The following is a 15,223-nucleotide window of genomic DNA, read 5'->3' as shown; positions in this document are numbered from 1 at the left end:
CCGGGAGGTCGTGGCCTTGGCGCTCGACTTCGACTGTAAAGAACATCGACAGGGCAGCGCGTCGCATCCAGCGCCTGGCCTGTCGGCGCATGGTTCGGTGGCGCGTTGTGCGAGGATCGAATTCAAAGGGATGGTTTGAGATGCGGCGAGTGAGTTCGTGCTTGGGGTTGGCGATTGGCCTTGCGCTGCTGCCTTTTGGCGCTGGCGCGCAGCAGGTCTGGAAGTGCGAGCTGAACGGTCAGGTGCGCTTCAGCGACAAGCCCTGCCCGGGCAGCGGCCAGCCGGTAGCCGAGCGCAGCCTGCAGCCCAATGTCGTCGAGAGCCTCAAGCCGGAGTTGATCCGCGCCACCATGGGAGCAGCGTCCGCGGCTTCGGCGCCCATCGCGACGGCGGGCAATGCCTGCCCCGGTGACGGCGAGATTCGTGGCATGGAAGTCCGCGCCAATTCGACGACGCTGGGCGATGCGGAACGCCAGTTCCTGCAGGACGAGGTGCGCCGCGTGCGCCAGTGCCGTGCAGGGCAGGGGCGCTATCGCGAGGCCGACTGGGTCATCAGCCGCGAGGCCCAGGCGGCGCAGACGCAGCTGAGCGATCGCGCCCGCTATGACGCGCGCCTTCGCGCCGAGGCCATGCACAGTGCGGCCGACCCCGACGAGGGTGACCGCATCAACCGCCGCCGCATCGCCGAGGAGAAGATGCAGCGTCGCCAGCAGCAGCGACTGCAAAGAATTCAAAACCCCGCCTCCGCGCCGGCTTCCTAGCGCTCACCCGTGGGGGCACGGCGTTTGCCGATGGTCTGCGCGCAGTCGGCGCGCTGCCGGGGCTGCGTGGAGATCCACGATGAACCGCTTGGCTGCAGGGTTGGGAATGTGTCTGGCAATGTGGCTGACATGCGGCGGTGCTTGGGCGCAGCAGGTCTGGCGGTGTGAAGTGGACGGGCAGGTGCGCTACACCGACCAGCCCTGCGAGAAGAGTGGTGTGCCCCTGCCGGCGCGCAACCTGCAACCGAATGGGGTGGAGATCCCCAGCCCCGCCGCCTCGGCAGCGTCCGACGTGCCGGCTTCGGCGCGCCCCGCCGAAAACGCCGCCAGCCAGCCACCGCTGGCGCCGCCGCATCGCCGTGCTGCCAGGGCGCGTGGCGCGCGCGGGCCGCAGTTCGCGATGCAGGGGCTGATGCAGACCGATTTCGTGCAGCGGGGCTATGTGCCGAGGCGTCAGAATCCGGCGTCCTCGCCGACTCCCTAGCCCTGCATGCCCACGGCCGCCGCCGACCCATCGCCCCCCCGTTCCGATCGCCTCGACGCCCTGCGCGGCCTGGCCATCGTCTGGATGGCCGCGTTCCACTTCGGTTTCGACCTGAACCACTTCGGCTGGATCCGCCAGGACTTCTACCGCGACCCGGTCTGGACCTGGCAGCGCATCTGCATCGTCAGCCTCTTCCTGTTCTGCGCCGGCGGCGGCCAGGCCCTTGCGGTGCTGGCGGGGCAGGGCGCTGGCCGCTTCTGGAAGCGTTGGAGCCAGGTAGCTGGCTGCGCGGCGTTGGTCTCGCTGGGCTCGTGGTTCATGTTCCCCAACAGCTGGATCAGCTTTGGCGTGCTGCATGGCATCGCGGTGATGTTGCTGCTGCTGCGGATGGGCCTGAGCCGGTTGCCGAACGCGGTGCTGCTGGTGCTGGCCGCGCTGGCCGTTGCGGCGCCACGGTTGGTGCAACTGCCCTTTTTCGACACGCGCTGGACCAACTGGGTCGGCCTCGTCACCCACAAGCCCATCACCGAGGACTATGTGCCGGTGCTGCCGTGGCTGGGCGTCATGCTGGTCGGCTTTGCCGTCACGCGTGCCTGGCCCGGCCTCTGGACCGGCAGCGCGCCGCGGCCGCTGGCTGTGCTGGGGCGCTGGTCGTTGAGTTTTTATATGGTCCATCAGCCGGTGTTGATCGGCGTGCTGATGGTTGTTCAAGTGCTGAAAGGATCGTGATGCGGGCACTGCTTCTGGCCGCCGCTGGCCTGATGATGAGCTGGACCGTCCAGGCGGTGCCCTTCGTGTGGCCGAACGGCGCGCAGGCGGCCGTCAGCCTGGGCTATGACGACGCGCTGGACAGCCAGCTCGATCATGTCGTGCCGGCGCTGAACAAGCGCGGCCTGAGGGCGAGTTTCTACATTCCCATCAACGGGCCGACGCTGCCCGGCCGGCAGAACGAATGGAAGGCCGCCGCCGCGGCGGGCCACGAGCTCGGCAACCACAGCCTCTTTCACGGCTGCTCGGCCAAAGGCCCCGGCCGCGAGTGGGTGCAGCCGCAGCGCGACCTGGAGCGCCAGATGCCGGCCCAGGTGCAGGAGCAGGTCATCGCCGCCAACACCTGGCTGCAAGCGCTGGACGGCAAGGCCCGCCGCACGTTCACGCCCCCGTGCCTGGACATGCAGGCCGGCGGCCGGGATTTCGTCGCGGCACTGAAGCCGCATTTCGTCGCCTACCGGGCTGCCGGCCCGGCCATGGTTACCGATGCTGCCGCGCTCGACCCCTATGCCATGCCGGTCTATTTCGTCGAGGGCTGGAGCGGCGAGCAACTGATCGCCCTGGTCGAAAAGGCGGCGGCCCAGCATGCGCTGGTGTCGCTGCTCTTTCACGGCGTGGGTGCAGAACACCTGAGCGTCACGCGTCAAGCGCATGACCAGTTGCTGGACCATCTGGCCAAGAACAAGGCGCGCTTCTGGACTGACAGCTTCGTGAACGTCATGGAGAACGCGAGGAAGCAGGCCGGCCGCTGAACCGACAATGCGGCCATGAGCTCCCCCAAGTCCGTCCTGTTCGGCTTCCACGCCGTCACCGTCCGCCTCAAGACCCATCCGGCCTCGGTCGCCGAGGTCCATTTCGACCCGTCCCGGCGCGACCAGCGCATGCGCGCCTTCGTCGAGCGTGCCAAGGAGGCCGGCGCCAAGCTGGTGGAGAGCAACGACGAGCGTCTGAGCCAGATCGCCGGCAGCCCGCGCCACCAGGGCGTCGTGGCCCGGGTGCAGGCGCTGGCCCAGCTGCATTCGCTGGACGACGTGCTGGACGCCGTTGAAGGCCCGCCGCTGGTGCTGGTGCTGGACGGCGTGACCGACCCGCACAACCTCGGTGCCTGCCTGCGCGTGGCCGATGGCGCCGGCGCGCATGCCGTCGTCGCCCCGAAGGACCGTGCCGTGGGCCTGAACGCCACGGTGGCCAAGGTGGCCAGCGGCGCGGCCGAGACCGTGCCCTATCTGATGGTCACCAACCTGGCACGGACCTTGAATGAGCTGAAGGAACGCGACATCTGGGTGGTCGGCACCTCCGACCAGGCCGAGCGCTCCATCTACGACCTGGACCTGAAGCGTCCGGTGGCCTTCGTGCTGGGCGCCGAGGGCGAGGGCATGCGCCAGCTGACGGCCAAGACCTGCGACGAACTGGTGCGCATCCCGATGGCCGGCGCCGTCGAAAGCCTGAACGTGTCGGTTGCGTCCGGGGTTTGCCTCTACGAGGCCCTGCGTCAACGTCGATAATTCTGACTATTCAGAAAAAATAGGAAGCCCGCCATGGCCGTCATCGAAGTCAAGCACCCCCTCGTCAAGCACAAGATCGGCCTGATGCGCGAGGTCGACATCTCGACGAAGAAGTTCCGCGAGCTGACCGGCGAGGTGGCGCGGCTGCTCTGCTACGAGGCGACGGCCGACTTCCCGCTGGAGAAGACGACGATCAACTGCTGGAGCGGCCCCGCCGAGATCGACCAGATCGCGGGCCGCAAGGTCACCGTCGTGCCCATCCTGCGCGCCGGCCTGGGCATGCTGGACGGTGTGCTGGACATCCTGCCCAACGCCAAGGTCTCGGTCGTGGGCCTGGCGCGTGACCACGAGACGCTCAAGCCGGTGAACTACTTCGACAAGTTCGTCGGCAACCTCGACGCCCGCACGGCGCTGATCATCGACCCCATGCTGGCCACGGCCGGCAGYATGATCGCCACCGTCGACCTGCTGAAGGCCCGCGGCTGCAAGGACGTGCGCGCCCTGGTGCTGGTGGCCGCCCCCGAGGGCGTGAAGGCCCTGCAAGCGGCCCATCCCGATGTGCGCTGCTGGACGGCGGCCATCGACAGCCACCTGAACGACGTGGGCTACATCATCCCGGGCCTGGGCGACGCCGGCGACAAGATCTTCGGGACCACGCAAGGCTAGGCCTTCAACGCAACACCTCGCGCAGCGCCCGGCGCAACAGCGCCAGCCCCTCGTCGACCTCGGTCGCGCTGATGTTCAGCGCCGGCATCAAGCGGATCAGGTGAGGGCGAGGCGCATTGAGCAGCAGGCCCACCGGCGCCAGCGCCTGGGCGGCTGCCACCACCTCGTTCGCGACGTCTGACGGCAGCACCAGTGCCCGCAGCAGCCCGAGGCCGCGCTCGCCCAGCAAGCCGTGATCGCGCGCGACGGCCTGCAGCCCGGCGGACAACTGCGCCGCACGCTCGCGCACACCGGCCAGGAACTCCTCGCGGCAGACCTCGTTGACCACGGCAAGCCCCACCGCCGCCATCAGCGGGTTGCCGCAGAAGGTGCCGCCCTGGTCGCCGGGCAGGAAGCAGTTGAAAGCTTCCTTGCACAGCAGCGCCGCCAGCGGCACGCCGCCACCCAGGCCCTTGGCCAGCGTCATCASGTCGGGCTCGATGCCGAAGTGCTCGTAGGCGAAGGCATGCCCGCAGCGACCGATGCCGGTCTGCACCTCGTCGGCGATCAGCAGCACGCCGCGTTCGGCCGTCAGCGCGCGCAGCTCGCGCACGAAGCCCGGGTCGGCCACAACGACGCCCGCCTCGCCCTGCACGAATTCGATCATCACGGCCGCCGTGAGTGGCGTTATTGCGCGCTCCACCGAAGCGATGTCGTTGAGCCGCGCCTTCACGAAGCCGCCAGGCATGGGGGGGTAGAGCTCGCCCCAGCCCGGCTTGCCCGAAGCGCTCATCATCGCCAGCGTGCGGCCGTGGAAAGCCTGCTCGAAGCCGATGATCTCCTGAGCGCCGTTCCGCATGCGGCTGCCCCAGCGCCGCGCCAGCTTCACCGCGCCCTCGTTGGCCTCGGCGCCCGAGCTGGCGAGGAAGACACGGTCGAAGCAGCTTGAATCCACGAGGCGCCCGGCCAGGTCCAGCAGCGGGCGGTTGTAGTAGGCGGGGCTGGGGTTCAGCAGCCGCTGCGACTGCGCCAGCAGGGCCTGCGTGATGAGAGCCGGGCTGTGGCCCAGGCTGTTGACGGCCCAGCCCTGCACGAGGTCGAGGTGGCGCTTGCCGCCCTCGTCGGTCAGCCAGGCGCCCTGGCCCGAGACGAAAACCGTGTCGGGGCGGCGGGTGATGGTGATGAGGTCGTGTCCGGGGTCGGTCATGGTGGGTGCTTCGTGGTCCATGGCCAGCAGTTTGTGTGGGTTGGCCCATGGCCGCCATGACGCAGTTCCCACCTTTCCTGCCATCATGTCGGCATGACCTGCCGCATCGCCTTCGTGCTCTTCCCGGGTTTCCAGCAGTTCGACCTGGCCGGGCCTATGGCGGTGTTCGAGCTCGCCCGCCTGGCGCGGCCGGGCAGCTACGACTGGCGGCTGGTGGCGAGTGCGCCGCCTGCCGTGCACAGTTCGGCCGGCGTGGCCTGGCCGGTGCAGGGGCTGCCGCGCCATCTGGGAGATCTCGACCTGGTCATGGTGATCGGCGGCGATGGCGTGGACGCCGCCTGCCGCGACGGCCGCCTCATTGCCTGGCTGCGCAGGGCCAGCAAATCGGGCGCGCGCGTCGCCAGCATCTGCAGCGGCAGCCTCGTGCTGGCCGCCGCCGGCCTGCTGGATGAGCGCACGGCCACGACGCATTGGTCACGCAGCCGGCAGTTCGCCACCGACTTTCCCGCCGTGCGCCTGCAGCCCGACCGCATCTACGTCCGCGAGCCCGCAGTCCGCCAGCTTGGCTTGCCGGAACTCTGGACGAGCGCCGGCATGACCGCCGGCATCGACCTCTGCCTGGCACTGCTGGCCCACGATCATGGCGAAGACCTCGCGCGGGAGGCCGCACGCCAGCTCGTCGTGGAGCGGCGGCGGCCCGGCGGGCAGTCGCAGTTCTCGCCGCTGCTGGACCTGCAGCGCCCCGACGGCCGTTTCGGCGCGCTGCTGGACGAGGTGCGGCGCGACCTGAAGCGCGATCACCGCGTGGACGAGCTGGCCGCCCGGGCCTGCATGAGCCCACGGCATTTCGCGCGCTGTTTTCACGCCGAGACGGGCGCCACGCCCGCGCAGGCGGTCGAGCGGCTGCGCGTGGAAGCGGCGCGCGCGGCGTTGGAGGGCGGCTCGGCGTCGGTGTTGCGGGTGTCGCTGGAATGCGGCTTCGGCAGTACCGAGCGCATGCGGCGCGCCTTCCTGCGGCTGCTGGGCCGCCCGCCCGCGGCGTTTCGGCCGGGTGGCGTCGGCGCAGGGTGAACTTTCACCAACGCGGGGTTGATCCCCGCGGGCGCTGCCTTGCGTCAGTACAGGCAGGCAAGCCATCTCGGCGAGCCATCGACCTGATCCAACGGACTCAAGGAGCCCATCATGGCCACGCTTTCCACCCCCACCATCACCCTCGGCGCCGTCAATGGCAGCAAGCGCGACGTGACCGTCGCCGGCACGATGACCTTCGACGCGAGCGATGTCGGCCGCACTTATCGGCTGGAGATCGAGCTTTTTGGCGAAGACCTCGCCGGCGACCATCTGCCCTCCGGCGACGGCGGTGCCGACGACCTGATCAGCACCTTCACCTGGCTGGCCGGCGGCCTGCTGCTGCGCCCCTACAAGGCCGTCTCGGTGCTGGCCGCGGGCAGCGTCAACTACTCCGAGAAGCGCGCCATCGACACCGCCAAGCTCGACGAGGACGCCGGCACCGAGATCGTCGGCTGGGCCGACATCCACACGCCCATCATCATGCCGCGCTCCGACGAGGTCTATGCGCAGGTGACGCTGGGCATGTCCCCCGTCAGCAAGCGCTCCGTGACCACGCAGGCGGGCCTGGGCGTCTGAGAACTCAGACGAGACCCAGCGCGCCCAGCACGCCACCGCCGAGCACCATCCAGACGAGGCCCAGCCTCGTCCTCAGCGTCAGCAGCACGGTGACGGCAATCATCGCCAGCGTGCTCCAGCGGTGCTCGTCGGCGCGCAGGAAAGGCAGGGCCAGCAGCCAGCCCGTGGCGATGATCAGCCCCAGCGTCAGCGGCATCATGCCGGCCGAGAAGGCGCGCAGCACGATGTGCTCGCGGTTGGCGCGCGCCCAGCGCGTGGCCGTCACGGTCAGCACGCTGGACGGCAGCATGATGCCGGCCATCGCAGCCGCCGCGCCCGTCAGGCCGGCCACGTTGTAGCCCAGCACCGCGACGAACAGGATGTTGGGACCTGGCGCCGCCTGTGCCAGGGCGATGGACGACGTGAAGTCGGTATCGCTCAGCCAGCCGGTCTTGTCGACCAGGTAGCGGTGCATTTCGGGCACCGTCGTGATGGCGCCGCCGATGGACAGCAGCGACAGCGTCAGGAAATGCAGGAAGAGGCCGAGAAGATCGACGGGCGTTGTCATGGCCGTGTTCTCCACCAGGCCAGGAACATGCCGCTGCCGCCTAGCAGGGCCAGCACATTGACCAGCGGCCAACGCAGCAGACCGATCAGCACGAAAGCCGTCAAGGCCAGGCCCAGGGCGAGCGGCCGGCCCAACGGGCTCTTCTTGAGTGCCGGCAGCAGCTTGATGCCGGTGGCCAGGATCAGTCCGGCCGACACCGCGCCCATGCCGCGCAGCGCATTGATGGCCATGGGGTGGCGGGCCAGCTGGCCAAAGGCGGCAGCCAGGGCCAGCACGATGATCGCGGGCGCCACCAGCATGCCGGCCAGCGCCACGACGGCGCCTCGCAGGCCAAAGAAGCGGTCGCCGATCATCATGGACAGGTTGACCACATTGGGCCCGGGTAGCACCTGGGCGATGGCCAGGGTCTCGACGAACTCCTCCTTGCTCATCCAGTGATGGTGCTCGACCAGTTCGCGCTGGGCTATCGCCAGCACGCCGCCAAAGCCCTGCAGGGCCAGCCTTGAGAACGCCAGGAAGAGTTCCGTCAGGGATTCGGGACGGTTCAAGGCCGCTTCCTCAGCGCTGGACTTCAGCGCAGGACCTTCAGTGCGTCCGGGTTGACGATATTCGTCGGCTGCTGATTGATGAAGTTCAGCACGTTGTCGAAAGCCGCGTCGAAATAGAGCTCGTAGCTGTCCTGCTCCACATAGCCGATGTGCGGCGTGCAGACGGCGTTCTCCAGCCGCAGCAGCGGGTGGCCTTGCAGGATGGGTTCGCTCTCGAAGACGTCGATGGCGGCCATGCCGGGCCGGCCGCGGTTCAGTGCCGACACCAGCGCGCCCTCGACGGCCAGTTCGGCCCGTGAGGTGTTGACGAACAGCGCCGTCGGTTTCATCCGGGCCAGGTCTTCGGATGTGACGATGCCGCGCGTGGCGTCGCACAGGCGCAGGTGCACGGACAGCACGTCGGCCTCGGCGAAGAAGGCCTCGCGGCTGGGGGCGGCCTGGTAGCCATCGGCCTCGGCGCGCAGGCGCGAGGCCTCGCTGCCCCATACCATGACCTTCATGCCGAAGGCGCGTCCATAGCCGGCCACGAGCTGGCCGATCTTGCCGTAGCCCCAGATGCCCAGCGTCTTGCCGCGCAGCACCATGCCGACCCCGAAATTGGCCGGCATGGACGCAGCCTTCAGCCCGGCCTGCTGCCAGGCGCCATGTTTCAGGTTGCCGATGTACTGCGGCAGCCGCCTCATGGAGGCCATGATCAGCGCCCAGGTCAGCTCGGCCGGCGCCACCGGGCTGCCGACGCCCTCGGCCACGGCAATTCCTAAGCGCGTGCAGGCCTCGACGTCGATGTGGCTGCCGACACGGCCGGTCTGGGAGATCAGCTTGAGTTTTGGGAGCTTCTCGAGCAACTGGCGCGGGAAGGTGGTGCGCTCGCGGATCAGGACCAGCACCTCGGCATCGCGCAGCCGCACGGACAGCTGGCCGATGCCCTTGACCGTGTTGGTGAAGACCTTGGCGTTGAGGGGCTCCAACTTCGCCGCGCAGCGCAGCTTGCGCACGGCGTCTTGGTAGTCGTCCAGGATGATCACGTTCATAGCTGCAGGGGATTGTGCACGGTGCTCAGCAGGGGTCAGGGTTGCATGGCTACCATCGCTTTCCCTCAAGGAGACACCCGATGACCCCGATTTCCATGCACGCCGCCAGCGCGCCGGCATTCRCCAAGATGCTGGGCAATATGCTGACCTGGCTGGAGGCCGCCAAGGCCCATGCCGAAACCAGGAAGTTCTCGACCGACGTCTACCTGACGTTGCGCCTGGCGCCCGACATGCTGCCCTTCACCAAGCAGATCCAGATCGCCAGCGATGCCGCCAAGGGCTGCGTGGCCCGCCTGGGGGGCCAGGAGATCCCCAAGTACGAGGACAACGAAGCCACGCTGGACGAGCTGGCCGAGCGCATCAAGAAGACCCGCGACTTTGTGCTGTCCGTGCCCGCCGAGGCCTTCGCCGGCAGCGAGGAGCGCGAGATCGTCATCCCGCGCCGCAGCGGTGACCCACTGAAGTTCGATGGCTCGACCTATCTGCGGCATTTCGCCCTGCCCAACTTCTATTTCCACGCGACAACCACTTACGCGCTGTTGCGCCATGCCGGCGTGCCGCTGGGCAAGTCGGACTATTTGGGTGGCTGAGCGGGGACCGAAGACAGGCCACTACGGCCTGTCTGACGCCTCGCGAAGGCCCTGCCGCCTGCCCGCGGCGGGGCATGATTCCCCAGTTTGAGGTGCCCGGGGCGGGAAATGCTGCGCAATCCGCAGCCTATTCCCCGCGCCCAACCTGGCGGCGCGGCTTGAAAATCGGCGGAACATCCGATCACACCGCCCGCCGCATGGACATGTCGACGCCTCCCGCTGCCCCGCCCCAAGGTATTGCCCTTCTCGAGCAATGGCTTGGCTTGGCCCGCAGCGGCCAATGGCCTTTGCCCCAGGTCATGGAGGCCGCCTCGCGCCTGCAGGCGGCCGGCGCCCTGGACGCGGCCGCGCTGCTCTACCAGAACTGGGTCGGCGCCACCGCGTCGCCGCTGCGTCATGTGGCCTGTTTCAACTGGGGTGCCGTCCTGGGCGAACTGCGCCGCCATGAGGAGGCGGAGACCGTCTACCGCATGGCGCTCGAACAGGCACCGGCCTTCGCCCAGGCGCGCCTGAACCTCGGCCACCAGCTCGAGCACCAGGGGCGCATGGAAGAGGCGCTGGCCGAATGGCGCACCGTCTATGACAACGAGGCGCCCGACGCGCTTGGCACCGACCCGCTGAGCCTGCGCCTGCACGCCTTCAACAACGCCGCCCGCCTGCTGGAGCAGGAGAAGCGCTATGACGAGTCCGAGGCGCTGATGCGCCGCTCGCTGGAGCTGGACCCGCGCCAGAGCGACGTGGCCCAGCATTACGTGCACATCCGCCAGAAGCAATGCGCCTGGCCGGTCTACCAGACCTTTGGCGACGTCACGCACAACCACCTCTTGATGAGCACCTCGCTGCTCGGCATGCTGGACGAGAGCGATGACCCGGCCCTGCAACTGCTGACCGCCCAGCGCTTCGTGCTGGAAAAGGTCACCAAGGTCACCGAGCCACCGCTGCACAAGGGCCGCAAGCGCGAAGGCAAGATCAAGATCGGCTATCTGTCCGGCGATCTGCACATGCATGCCGTCGGCCTGTTGACGGCCGAGCTGTACGAGCTGCACGACAAAGCCAAGTTCGAGATCCACGCCTTCAGCTGGAGCCGCGAGGACGGCACGCCGCTACGCGCCCGCATCAAGGGGGCGATGGACAGCTACACGCCGCTGCACGGCGTGCCTGACCGCCGCGCCGCAGAGATGATTGCTGAGGCTGGCATCGATGTGCTCGTCGACCTGCAGGGGCTGACCAGCGGCGCGCGCCCCGGCATCCTGGCCTATCGCGGCGCGCCCATCCAGGTCAGCTACCTGGGCCTGCCGGCCACCTCGGCCCTGCCGGGTGTGGACTGGATCCTGGCCGACCGCTTCGTGATGCCGCCGGAGTCGCTGCCGTATCACACCGAAAAACCCATCTACCTGCCGCACTGCTACCAGGTCAGCGACCGCACGCGCGCCGCCAACCCGGCGCCCAGCCGTGCCGAGATGGGGCTGCCGGAGGACGGTTTCGTCTTCTGCGCCTTCAACAACAACCACAAGATGAGCGAGCAGGTCTGGCGCTGCTGGATGCGCGTGCTGCGCCAGGTGCCGAACAGTGTGCTGTGGCTGCTGGCCGACAACCCGTTTGCCAAGGCCAACCTGCAGCGCGTTGCGGTGGAAGAGGGCATCGCCCCCGAACGCCTCGTCTTCGCCGGTCGCGCCCAGCCGGCCGACTACCTGGCCCGCTTCACGCTGGCCGACCTGTTCCTGGACACCTTTCCCTACAACGCCGGCACGACGGCCAGCGACTGCCTGTGGATGGGCACGCCCATCCTGACCCGCTCGGGCCGTACCTACATCTCGCGCATGGCCGGCAGCCTGCTGACGGCCGTCGGCCTGCCCGACCTGATCACGACGACCATCGAGGAATACGAGCAGCGTGCCGTACAGATCGGCAACCAGCCGGCCCGCGCAGCTTCTTACAAGCGTTACCTGGCGGAGTACGGCCGCAGCTCGCCGCTGTTTGACATCCCGGCCATCGTGCGCGATATAGAGCAAGAGTTCGAGCGGCTTGCGCTCGATGCGAGGCAGAAGGCCTAAATGCCGCGTCAGCACGACCCCTTCTTTGACGGCCAGCCGCAGGCGCCGGGCTTGCGCCTGGCCGCCAATGGCGAGCCGGCGCCGCCGCCGGACCCGCTGGAGAACCTGAGCAACCAGCCCGCCGGCGACCCGCTGCTGCAGGCCCTGGCCTGGCTGACGCGCCACCATGGCAAGCCGCGCTCGCCCGAGTCACTGCGCGCCGGCGCGCCGGTGGAAGGTGCCCTGGCGCCCGACGGTGCCATCCGCGTCATGCGCGAAGCGGGCTACAACRCCGGCCTGCTGCGCAAGAGCATCGACGACATCCATGCCCTGCTGCTGCCTGCGGTGCTGCTGCTCAACGGCGGCGACGCCTGCGTGCTGGTGCGCCGCCTGGACGATCCGGCCGCGGTGGCCGCCGGTGCTTGCCGCTACGAAGTGGTGTTCCCCGGCCCCGAAGCCGCCGCCGTGCCGGCCACGACCGCCGAACTGGAGCCCGAGTACAGCGGCTTCATGCTGGCCGTGTCGCCGCAGGAGACCGCCTCGGCCCCGCGCTCGGAGGCGCCGCTGCTGAAGCTGGCCGACAAGGGCCTGGAATCGCATTGGCTGTGGGGCACGCTGAAGCGCTTCACGCCCTATTACCGCGCTTCCATGCTGGCGGCCCTGCTGTCCAACGTGCTGATGCTGGTGTCGGGCCTGGTGACCTCGGTCATCTATGACAAGGTCATTCCCCATCAAGCCATGGTCACGCTGTGGACTCTGGCCGTGGGCGCCTCGGTGGCCCTGGTCTTCGACCTGTTCGCGCGCCAGCTGCGCTCCCACCTCATCGACCTGGCCGGCCGCAAGGCCGACCTCGTCATCGGCGCCAAGCTCTACCGCCAGACCCTCGGGGTGCGCATGGAGCACAAGCCGGCTTCCGCCGGCGCCTATGCCGCCCATCTGGCCCAGGTGGAAATGGTGCGGGAGTTCTTCACCGGCGCCACGCTGTCGGCCCTGTCGGACCTGCCCTTCCTGGTCATCTTCATCGGCATGACCTTCGTCATCGGCGGGCCGCTGGGCTGGGTGCTGGTGCTGGCCGTGCCGCTCATCATGGGCCTGTCCTGGGCCATCCAGGGGGCGCTGCGCAAGGCCATGAGCACCAATATGCAGGAGACTGCCGACCTGCACGGCACCCTGGTCGAGTCCCTCGAGGGCCTGGAAGACCTGAAGACCTCGGGTGCCGAGGGCCGCTTCGTGCGCCGCTACGAGCGCACGACGGCCATCGTCGCCGACACGGCCCTGACCTCGCGCGCGCTGTCGAGCTGGAGCATGAATCTGTCCAGCACACTGCAGCAGGCGGTCAACCTCATCATCCTCATCTGGGGCGTTTACCTGATCCATGACGGCGTCATCTCGGCCGGCGCGCTGATCGGCTCGGTGATGTTCGCCAGCCGCGCCATCGCGCCGCTGGGCAGCCTCGTCAGCCTGGCCACGCGCTACCAGGGTGCTCGCGCCGCCATGATGGCGCTCAACCAGATGATGAATGCGCCGGTCGAGCGCGACAGCAGCCGCAACTACGTGCCGCTGTCCCAGGTCACCGGCAAGGTCGGCCTGCACGACGTCGGCTTCAGCTACCCGCCCCAACCGCAGCACGGCCAGCAGCAGGCGGCCAGCGAGTCGGCGGCGCCCAAGGTGCTGCGCAACGTCACMATGCGCCTGGAGGCCGGCGAGCGCGTCGCCATCCTCGGCCGCATCGGCAGCGGCAAGTCCACCATCCTGCGCATGCTCGGCGGCCTCTACCAGCCGACCGAAGGCATGGTCGAGGTCGATGGCATCGATTTGCGCCAGGTCGACCCGGCAGAGTACCGGGCCCGCGTCGGCTTCGTCAGCCAGGAGCCGCGCCTGTTCGTCGGCACATTGCGCGACAACGTGCTGATGGGCCGCGCCCACCTGGACGCGGGCCGCCTCGTCGAGGTGGCCAAGCTGACCGGCCTGGACCGCGTCGTCTCCGGCCATCCGATGGGCTGGGACCTGCCGGTCGGCGAAATGGGCCAGCTGCTGTCCGGCGGCCAGCGCCAGCTCGTGGCCCTGGCCCGGGCCCTGGTCACCAAGCCGCAGATCCTGTTGATGGACGAGCCCACCAGCTCGATGGACGCGCAAAGCGAGATGGCTTTCCTGCGCCAGCTGCGTGACGCAGCCGGCACGGCCACGCTCGTCGTCGTGACCCACCGCCCGGCCGTGCTGGAGCTGGTGCAGCGCATCGCCGTCGTCGATGGCGGCCGTGTCGTCATGGACGGCCCGCGCGACCAGGTGCTGGCGGCGCTGTCCGGCGTGCGCCCGGCCGCGCCCGCCCAGGGTGGCGAGGGCGTGCACATGCATCCGTCTGCACAACCCGTGCAGCGCAGCGCGAGCGTATGAAGCCCCCACGTTCGTTTCACTCACTGCCCCCCGAGGGGGTGGCAATGCCCTTCGGGCGGCCGAGCGGACATAGCGTATGAGCGCCAAAGCCCTGAGCAAGGAAGAAGGCCTGTTCGTCAGTGCCCTTCATGCCGCCCAGATCGACGAGCCCCTGCCGCGCGCGACCTGGGCCCTGTACCTGCTGTGCGCCGTCGTCACGGTGGCCATCACCTGGTCGGCCCTGGCCAAGGTGGACGAGATCACCCGCAGCGACGGCCGCATCGTGCCGGATGGGCGCGAGCAGGTCATCGCCAGCCTGGACGCCGGCATCCTGCGCGAACTCAAGGTGCGCGAAGGCCAGGAAGTGCAGGCCGGCGAAGACCTGGCCTTCCTCGACCCGACCCGTGTCGAAGCCCAGCAGAACGAGGGCCAGGCCAAGCTGCTGGCCCTGAAAGCCGCGGCGGCGCGCCTGGATGCCGAGGCCAATGGCCGCGTCAGCATCCACTGGCCCGCCGGCATCGACCCCAAGGCCCGCTATGCCCAGGGCGAGGCCGAATCCTTCGACGCCCGCAAGCGCCTGTTGGACGAGGCGGTCGGCGCCATCAACCGCAGCCTCGGGCTGATCTCCAAGGAGCTCAAGCTCGCCCAGGACATGTCCCGCAGCGGCCTGATGAGCGACGTGGAGGTCATGCGGCTGAACCGCCAGGTCAACGAGATCCAGCAGCAGCGCACCGAGCGCCTGTCGCGCTACCGCCAGGAAGCCAGCCAGGAACTGGTGCGCGTGCAAAGCGAAATGGCCCAGATGGACGAGCAGATGGTGGTGCGCCAGGACGCGCTGACGCGCACGGTGCTGAAGTCGCCCGTGCATGGGGTCGTCAAAAGCATCAAGTCCGGCACCGTCGGTGGCGTCATTGCCAGCGGCGCACCCATCCTGGAAATCTCGCCCATCGGTCCCAAGGTGCTGGTGGAGGCGCGCATCAAGCCCAAGGACATCGGCTTCATCCGCCTGGGCCAGACGGCCGAGGTCAAGCTGGCCGGCTATGACTTCAACACCTATGGCGGACTGGAAGGCAAGGTCACCTAC

16 protein-coding genes are annotated in these 15,223 nt (G+C 68.7%); 12 read left to right on the top strand and 4 right to left on the bottom strand.

Annotated features, from left to right (window positions below; translation table 11 throughout):
• Positions 1-149 precede the first annotated feature (149 nt).
• From ACXJKR_RS09235 to upp, 6 genes are all read left to right on the top strand, one after another.
• Entirely contained in the window at positions 150-761 is a 612-nt protein-coding gene (locus ACXJKR_RS09235) for a DUF4124 domain-containing protein (protein ID WP_457322591.1), read from the top strand.
• A 181-nt stretch (positions 762-942) separates the two neighbouring features.
• Entirely contained in the window at positions 943-1,245 is a 303-nt protein-coding gene (locus tag ACXJKR_RS09230) for a hypothetical protein (RefSeq protein WP_457322590.1), read from the top strand.
• 6 nt (positions 1,246-1,251) lie between these two features.
• Positions 1,252-1,974 (top strand): DUF1624 domain-containing protein, encoded by a 723-nt coding sequence (locus tag ACXJKR_RS09225; RefSeq protein ID WP_457322589.1) that lies wholly within the window; start codon positions 1,252-1,254, stop codon positions 1,972-1,974.
• On the top strand, positions 1,974-2,765 hold the full coding sequence (locus ACXJKR_RS09220; RefSeq protein ID WP_457322588.1) for a polysaccharide deacetylase family protein: 792 nt from the start codon (positions 1,974-1,976) through the stop codon (positions 2,763-2,765). The genes ACXJKR_RS09225 and ACXJKR_RS09220 overlap by 1 nt, the downstream gene beginning before the upstream one ends.
• A 15-nt stretch (positions 2,766-2,780) precedes the next feature.
• On the top strand, positions 2,781-3,518 hold the full coding sequence (rlmB, locus tag ACXJKR_RS09215) for a 23S rRNA (guanosine(2251)-2'-O)-methyltransferase RlmB (protein ID WP_056196486.1): 738 nt from the start codon (positions 2,781-2,783) through the stop codon (positions 3,516-3,518).
• Between the two features lie 33 nt (positions 3,519-3,551).
• Entirely contained in the window at positions 3,552-4,184 is a 633-nt protein-coding gene (gene upp / locus ACXJKR_RS09210; RefSeq protein ID WP_056196489.1) for a uracil phosphoribosyltransferase, read from the top strand.
• 4 nt (positions 4,185-4,188) lie between these two features.
• Here upp and ACXJKR_RS09205 read toward each other — a convergent pair whose 3' ends face one another.
• Positions 4,189-5,391, bottom strand: a complete 1,203-nt coding sequence (locus ACXJKR_RS09205) for an aminotransferase class III-fold pyridoxal phosphate-dependent enzyme (protein ID WP_457322587.1) — start codon at positions 5,389-5,391, stop codon at positions 4,189-4,191.
• A 72-nt stretch (positions 5,392-5,463) separates the two neighbouring features.
• On the opposite strand from ACXJKR_RS09205, the gene ACXJKR_RS09200 reads away from it, so the two are divergent.
• The gene (locus tag ACXJKR_RS09200) at positions 5,464-6,441 is read left to right on the top strand and encodes a GlxA family transcriptional regulator (RefSeq protein ID WP_457322586.1); all 978 of its coding nucleotides are present in this window, start codon (positions 5,464-5,466) and stop codon (positions 6,439-6,441) included.
• A 111-nt stretch (positions 6,442-6,552) separates the two neighbouring features.
• Entirely contained in the window at positions 6,553-7,017 is a 465-nt protein-coding gene (locus ACXJKR_RS09195; RefSeq protein WP_056196495.1) for a hypothetical protein, read from the top strand.
• A 4-nt stretch (positions 7,018-7,021) separates the two neighbouring features.
• Here the strand turns inward: ACXJKR_RS09195 and ACXJKR_RS09190 are convergent, their stop codons facing one another.
• Genes ACXJKR_RS09190 through ACXJKR_RS09180 form a run of 3 tightly spaced genes read right to left on the bottom strand, consistent with a single transcriptional unit; the run spans position 7,022 to position 9,143 of the window.
• Positions 7,022-7,564 carry a chromate transporter gene (locus ACXJKR_RS09190; RefSeq protein ID WP_056196499.1) on the bottom strand — a complete coding sequence of 181 codons (543 nt, stop codon included), beginning with the start codon at positions 7,562-7,564 and terminating at the stop codon, positions 7,022-7,024.
• Positions 7,561-8,112: a chromate transporter gene (locus ACXJKR_RS09185; protein WP_457322585.1), complete on the bottom strand. Its 552-nt coding sequence runs from the start codon at positions 8,110-8,112 to the stop codon at positions 7,561-7,563. The genes ACXJKR_RS09190 and ACXJKR_RS09185 overlap by 4 nt, the downstream gene beginning before the upstream one ends.
• A gap of 23 nt (positions 8,113-8,135) precedes the next feature.
• On the bottom strand, positions 8,136-9,143 hold the full coding sequence (locus ACXJKR_RS09180) for a D-2-hydroxyacid dehydrogenase family protein (protein ID WP_457322584.1): 1,008 nt from the start codon (positions 9,141-9,143) through the stop codon (positions 8,136-8,138).
• A gap of 80 nt (positions 9,144-9,223) precedes the next feature.
• Between ACXJKR_RS09180 and ACXJKR_RS09175 the strand changes: the two genes are divergently transcribed.
• From ACXJKR_RS09175 to ACXJKR_RS09160, 4 genes are all read left to right on the top strand, one after another.
• Positions 9,224-9,733 (top strand): DUF1993 domain-containing protein, encoded by a 510-nt coding sequence (locus tag ACXJKR_RS09175; protein WP_457322583.1) that lies wholly within the window; start codon positions 9,224-9,226, stop codon positions 9,731-9,733.
• A gap of 263 nt (positions 9,734-9,996) precedes the next feature.
• Entirely contained in the window at positions 9,997-11,787 is a 1,791-nt protein-coding gene (locus ACXJKR_RS09170; RefSeq protein WP_457322582.1) for an O-linked N-acetylglucosamine transferase, SPINDLY family protein, read from the top strand.
• Entirely contained in the window at positions 11,788-14,160 is a 2,373-nt protein-coding gene (locus tag ACXJKR_RS09165; RefSeq protein ID WP_457322581.1) for a type I secretion system permease/ATPase, read from the top strand. It abuts the gene before it with no gap.
• A gap of 76 nt (positions 14,161-14,236) precedes the next feature.
• Positions 14,237-15,223: HlyD family efflux transporter periplasmic adaptor subunit (locus tag ACXJKR_RS09160; protein WP_457322579.1), on the top strand; the 987-nt coding region annotated here is incomplete at its 3' end.

This window comes from Roseateles sp. P5_E11, from assembly GCF_054049355.1.
The sequence above is the reverse complement of the archived record's forward strand: the minus strand, read 5'-3'. Positions and strand labels throughout refer to the sequence as shown.

Excerpts from the sequence above, each read along its gene's own strand:
- ACXJKR_RS09225 (WP_457322589.1), top strand. The coding sequence starts at position 1,252 with ATGCCCACGGCCGCCGCCGACCCATCGCCCCCCCGTTCCGATCGCCTC.
- ACXJKR_RS09180 (WP_457322584.1), bottom strand. The coding sequence starts at position 9,143 with ATGAACGTGATCATCCTGGACGACTACCAAGACGCCGTGCGCAAGCTG.
- ACXJKR_RS09220 (WP_457322588.1), top strand. The coding sequence starts at position 1,974 with ATGCGGGCACTGCTTCTGGCCGCCGCTGGCCTGATGATGAGCTGGACC.
- rlmB (WP_056196486.1), top strand. The coding sequence starts at position 2,781 with ATGAGCTCCCCCAAGTCCGTCCTGTTCGGCTTCCACGCCGTCACCGTC.
- ACXJKR_RS09195 (WP_056196495.1), top strand. The coding sequence starts at position 6,553 with ATGGCCACGCTTTCCACCCCCACCATCACCCTCGGCGCCGTCAATGGC.
- ACXJKR_RS09190 (WP_056196499.1), bottom strand. The coding sequence starts at position 7,564 with ATGACAACGCCCGTCGATCTTCTCGGCCTCTTCCTGCATTTCCTGACG.
- ACXJKR_RS09200 (WP_457322586.1), top strand. The coding sequence starts at position 5,464 with ATGACCTGCCGCATCGCCTTCGTGCTCTTCCCGGGTTTCCAGCAGTTC.